Here is a 583-nt window from a genome sequence, read left to right on the forward strand (position 1 = left end):
AGCTCGTCGAGGAGCTTCTCCTCCGGGTGGGTCATCACCCAGCGCAGGTGGTTCTTGTCCGGCGTCTCGCACCAGTACGCCGACTCGACGCCGGTCAGCCGGACCGTCGGGATCGCGGCCTCGTTCGCCCGCTCCAGGGACGCGCTGACCTCGGCACTCGCGTTCTCCGCGTCCTCGATCCAGAACTCGAACCCCTGGTGCACCACCGGCTCGAAGGGACGGTCGAGGTCCAGCAGGTCCTGGAGCCGCGGCCCGTCGCCCGGCGCCCAGCCGGCGCCCCGCTTGTCGCCGGCCGCGACGGGCGTGCCCGGCTCGGCGGTCAGCGCGCGGCGCAACGTGCTCGCCAGGTCGCGGCTCAGGTCGCCCGACGTGGTGTCGTTCTGGAGGCCGAGCAGCACGGCGCCGTCGTCGCGGCGCAGCGCGGGCCAGGCCATGGGCAGCACCGTGGCGAGGGTGACCGACGGAACGCCGTCCGGCAGCCCGCCCTTGAGGTGCAGCTCCGCGGTCGCGGCGGGCACCAGCTCGCGCAGCGCGACCCAGTCCGCCTCGCCGGGCAGCCCCTCGAACGGGCGCTGCACCAGTT

Annotated in this window: 1 protein-coding gene; it reads right to left on the minus strand. The window is 74.6% G+C overall.

The window, feature by feature from the left end; translation table 11 throughout:
* A partial coding sequence (locus KUM32_RS40855) for a DUF5926 family protein (protein ID WP_254406784.1) occupies window positions 1-583 on the minus strand: 583 nt, incomplete at both ends.

Source organism: Streptomyces sp. AC627_RSS907 (genome assembly GCF_019049165.1).